We start from the raw sequence: 3807 nt of genomic DNA, 5'->3' as shown, positions 1-3807 counted from the left end.
TCCGCAGCCGCTTGCCGCCCCGCAGGACGAACGCGGCGACCCGGCTCGCCACCTCCTCGGCGAACACGGCGTCCACCTTTCGCGCCTCCTGGAGCCTGCCGTCCAGGTACGAGGCGAGGAAGGCGTCCACGGTCGCGGCGGCGTCGCGGGCCGTGGACGGGACCCCGCCGGCGCCGGGCGGGCCGGCTGCCTCTGGCCGCGTCGCCCGTGGACCGAGCATGGAGTACCCCTTTCACTGCGTTCCGCTTCCGCGGCCACCGGTGCCTCCGGCCGACGGGAACACGGATGCGCCTATGCCTGCCCGGCGCACACCCCGGTCGGAGCGGGGTTCACTCCGACGGCCCGGGGCCGAACGGTGAGGGGGGAAGACGTCACGGCGGTCCGCGGGGCCCGCCCGCAGCCGTCACTGCCGGTCCGCCGGGACATGCCCCGGGCAACCCGGAAAAGCCTTGCCCCCGCCCGCGCGGGTCCGCTACCGTCACGGCGGCGCGAGAAGCGGGTCTTCACCGTCTTCACCGTGCCACCGTGTTCACCGGACAAGGGGGTTGATGAATATGGCTGCCGCAGGCCGTCGTCAGCATGCCCTCGTCCGGACCGTGCGGTAGCGAGCGTGGTCCGGGTCGTCCCACGACCAGGAGTGAACACATGACACCCACTTCGTCATCCGCACATCCCGTGCTGCCCACCGACCGCCTGGACCTCCGCTCGTGGAGCGCGGCGGACGCCGACGCGGTCCTCGGCCACGAGGCCCCCGGTGACGCCGCGCAGGCGCACTGGGCGCACGACTTCCCCGCCGAAGGCGACCGGGTCATCGCCGGTCTCCTCGGGCAGAACCCCGTCTGGCTCGGCGCGTACGGCCACCGTCTGGTCGTCGAGCGTGAGAGCGGACTCGTGGTCGGCTCGGTCGGCCTGTTCTGGCCGCCCGGCGAGGGAACCGTCGAGCTCGGGTACGGCATCGTCGCCTCCCGCCGCGGCCGGGGCTACGCCTCGGAAGCCGCCAGGGCGCTGGCGGACTTCGCCCTGGCCGCCCCCGAGGTCCACACGGTGGTCGCGACCGTGGAGCTCTCGAACCCGGCCTCCGTCCGCGTACTGGAGAAGGCCGGATTCCGGCGCCGGTCCACCGGGGCGGAGACGGCCCGCTACGCGCTCTCGGCACCCGGTCACCAGGAGCGGTGACCCGGCGGGGGCCGGCGTTCCACGCCGGCCCCCGAAGTCGTCCCGGCCCGGCTCCGGCGGCCAGGCGTGCGGCGGGAGAGCCGGTGTCCGGTCCAGGGCGTGGCCGATCAGCCGCCGGTGCACCAGGTCGCGGCTGTGCCGCAGCGGCACCCCGGGGACGTACTCGAAGCTGGACGTCGCCGCGTAGAAGTCGTCACCGGACCGTCAGATGCTCGGGGCCGGGCTGAATCCGGGTAGCACCGGGTTGTCGAAGTACGTCATGTCCGTCCCGGCGGGCCGGCAGCGGGTGCCTCCCTCTCCTCGGCGGGTGGGTGCAGGTCCGCAGAGACCGGGAGAAGTTCTGTCAGCGGCGTTGACGTGCCGTCCGGGCGGCTGCACATTACCTAACGGTAGAACCGCGCGGTAACCCTCGCGTCCGGACCCGGGCGGCCGTGCGGCGCGCCCGCCTGTACCCGCCCCCCCCACCGAGAATCGAGTGCACATGCCGAAGAGAACCCTCCGTCATGTCATGACCGCGACAGTGGCCGCGATGGGCGCGCTGGCGCTCAGCGTCGGCGGAGCCGCCGCGCAGACCGCCGCACCGCTCGACTACGTCGCCCTCGGCGACAGTTACAGCGCGGGATCGGGCGTCCTGCCCGTGGACCTCTCCAGTCCCCTGTGCCTGCGTTCCACGGCGAACTACCCCCACGTCATCGCCGCCGGCACGGGCGCCCACCTCAAGGACGTGACCTGCGGGGCCGCCGAGACCAAGCACTTCACCCAGTCCCAGTACCCGGGCGTCGCCCCCCAGGTGGACGCCGTGAAGGCCGACACGGACCTGGTGACCTTGACCATCGGCGGCAACGACAACGGCACCTTCATCAACGCCCTCACGGCGTGTGCGTCCGCCGGGCTGCTCAGCGGCGGCAAGGGCAGCCCCTGCAAGGACAAGAACGGCACCCACTTCGACGACCAGATCGAGGCCAACACCTATCCCGCGCTGGTGTCCGCCTTCCGGAGCGTCCGCGCCAAGGCGCCCGACGCCCGCGTGGCCGCACTGGGATACCCGTGGATCACCCCCGCCACCGCCGACCCGGCCTGCTTCCTGAAACTGCCGGTCGCCTCCGGCGACGTGCCCTACCTGCGCGGCATCCAGACCCACCTGAACGCCGCCGTCGCCCGTGCCGCCGCCGAGACCGGGGTCACGTACGTCGACCTCTCGCAGGCGTCCGAAGGGCACGACGCGTGCAAGGCCTCCGGCACCCGGTGGATCGAACCGCTGGTGTTCGGCACCAACATCGTCCCCGTGCACCCCAACGCGCTGGGTGAGCGCCGCATGGCCGAACACACCATGAGCGCCCTCGGGATCGGCTGACCCCGTCACAGCGGGTTCCGGCTCCGCGCGTTCACCTCGGCGAGCTGGGCGCTCAGCAGCTCGTCCCGGGCGGCGGGCCGGACGAGGGCCGGATCCGCGTCCCACTCACGGCCCCCACCGAGTGGGCGGAGCCGCACGCAGGCGTCCCGACGTGTCGTCACCCGGCCCACCCGCCCGCTCCGTTCGTCGAAGGCCACCGCCCCCACGGCAGGGACACCCCCGCCGGTCACCGGCCCGCCCCCTTCCTGACCACGGCAGCCAGTTCCAGCGCGACGGGGCAGAACAGACACCGAGGTGGACGAGGGCGTACGGGGCGGCCGTACGCCGGCGCCCCCTTCCACCTCCGCCTCCGAACCGTCGTCCTGCCACGGCGTACGGACGTCCATCGCGGGCAACCGCACGCCGGCGGCCGTCAGGGCGGCCGCGAGGGCATCCCGCGCCTCCAGGGCTTCCGCGACTCTGTCCTCGACCCTGCCCGCTGCGGCGGCGGTACGTCCGGCCGACGGTGCGTCGACGGCGGCGGGGTGTGACGGCGTGGTCATGGGCGTTCTTCCCTCGGTTGCTCTTTGCCGGATCGCCCCTGGCCGGGCACGCTCACCGCGTTATGGTGCGTGAGGGGCTGTGACGACAATGAACCGGCCCACCCTGGCGACACACCGAGGGCGGGACGTGACTCCCCGGTGTTCCGGTCAACTTCCACACGTGCCACGGAGAGTGCGATGCCGACGGGGCGGGCGGTCACAGGCCGCAGCGGAGAACTCCGCGCCCGGTCCGCAGAGGGACTGCGTCTTCCGCGCAGCGCGCGGGGCGACAGCCTGCGGCAGCTCGGTGAACGGCTCGGCTGGGACTGGTCGTTGTTCAGCAAAATGGAGAAGGGCGAGACGATCGGCGGCCCGGAGGTGGTGCAGGCCCTCGACCAGCACTACGGGACGCCGGGGTTGTTGCAGAGGCCTTACGCGGGCGGGTCGCTGTCCCTGTCGCGTATCCACAGCCTGCGAGTGGCCGAGTCGATACACCACCAGCCCATGTCCATCCCCAAGTCCCCTCGTGAGCAACGGTTTCCCGCTAATGTTGGCGGCTCTGTGGCGAGGCGACGGCGTGAGCGTGGAGACCGGGCCTGCGCCCTGCGGGTGGGAAGAGGCCGTCATGCGGCACGGGTTGCGGAGGAGCTGAGGATGAACGTGGGCGTCGCGATCACTGGGGCTGGGGCGGCGGATGAGCTGCGTTCCTTGCACGAGTGGCTGACGGTCGAGGAGGAGCTCCGGGGCCGGGTACGG

Annotated in this window: 4 protein-coding genes and 3 pseudogenes; 4 read left to right on the top strand and 3 right to left on the bottom strand. The window is 72.7% G+C overall.

Features of this window, described 5'->3' with window-relative positions; genetic code table 11:
• Positions 1-220: pseudogene (locus IH13_RS0126635) on the bottom strand (polyprenyl synthetase family protein); the annotation flags it as partial.
• Positions 221-645: 425 nt separating this feature from the next.
• On the opposite strand from IH13_RS0126635, the gene IH13_RS0126630 reads away from it, so the two are divergent.
• Positions 646-1176, top strand: coding sequence for a GNAT family N-acetyltransferase (locus IH13_RS0126630; protein ID WP_031088519.1), 531 nt, complete (start codon positions 646-648; stop codon positions 1174-1176).
• A 75-nt stretch (positions 1177-1251) separates the two neighbouring features.
• On the opposite strand, the pseudogene IH13_RS41290 reads toward IH13_RS0126630, so the two are convergent.
• A pseudogene (locus IH13_RS41290) lies at positions 1252-1437 on the bottom strand (family 43 glycosylhydrolase); the annotation flags it as partial.
• A 220-nt stretch (positions 1438-1657) separates the two neighbouring features.
• Between IH13_RS41290 and IH13_RS0126625 the strand changes: the two are divergent.
• The gene (locus IH13_RS0126625) at positions 1658-2530 is read left to right on the top strand and encodes an SGNH/GDSL hydrolase family protein (protein ID WP_031088518.1); all 873 of its coding nucleotides are present in this window, start codon (positions 1658-1660) and stop codon (positions 2528-2530) included.
• Between the two features lie 5 nt (positions 2531-2535).
• Here the strand turns inward: IH13_RS0126625 and IH13_RS46210 are convergent, their stop codons facing one another.
• A complete protein-coding gene (locus IH13_RS46210) occupies positions 2536-3072 on the bottom strand; it encodes a hypothetical protein (protein ID WP_420713398.1) in 537 nt (178 codons plus the stop codon).
• A 177-nt stretch (positions 3073-3249) separates the two neighbouring features.
• Between IH13_RS46210 and IH13_RS41280 the strand changes: the two are divergent.
• A pseudogene (locus IH13_RS41280) lies at positions 3250-3474 on the top strand (helix-turn-helix domain-containing protein); the annotation flags it as partial.
• A gap of 81 nt (positions 3475-3555) precedes the next feature.
• The coding region (locus tag IH13_RS45845) for an effector-associated constant component EACC1 (RefSeq protein WP_420713401.1) at positions 3556-3807 on the top strand (252 nt) is incomplete at its 3' end.

Origin of the sequence: Streptomyces sp. NRRL WC-3549, assembly GCF_000721935.1 — a bacterium.
In the GTDB taxonomy this organism is placed as follows: Bacteria; Actinomycetota; Actinomycetes; order Streptomycetales; family Streptomycetaceae; genus Streptomyces.
The sequence above is the reverse complement of the archived record's forward strand: the minus strand, read 5'-3'. Positions and strand labels throughout refer to the sequence as shown.

What these genes read in the sequence shown, in the direction of transcription:
- IH13_RS0126630 (WP_031088519.1), top strand. Translation starts at nt 646, where the DNA reads ATGACACCCACTTCGTCATCCGCACATCCCGTGCTGCCCACCGACCGC.
- IH13_RS0126625 (WP_031088518.1), top strand. Translation starts at nt 1,658, where the DNA reads ATGCCGAAGAGAACCCTCCGTCATGTCATGACCGCGACAGTGGCCGCG.
- IH13_RS46210 (WP_420713398.1), bottom strand. Translation starts at nt 3,072, where the DNA reads ATGACCACGCCGTCACACCCCGCCGCCGTCGACGCACCGTCGGCCGGA.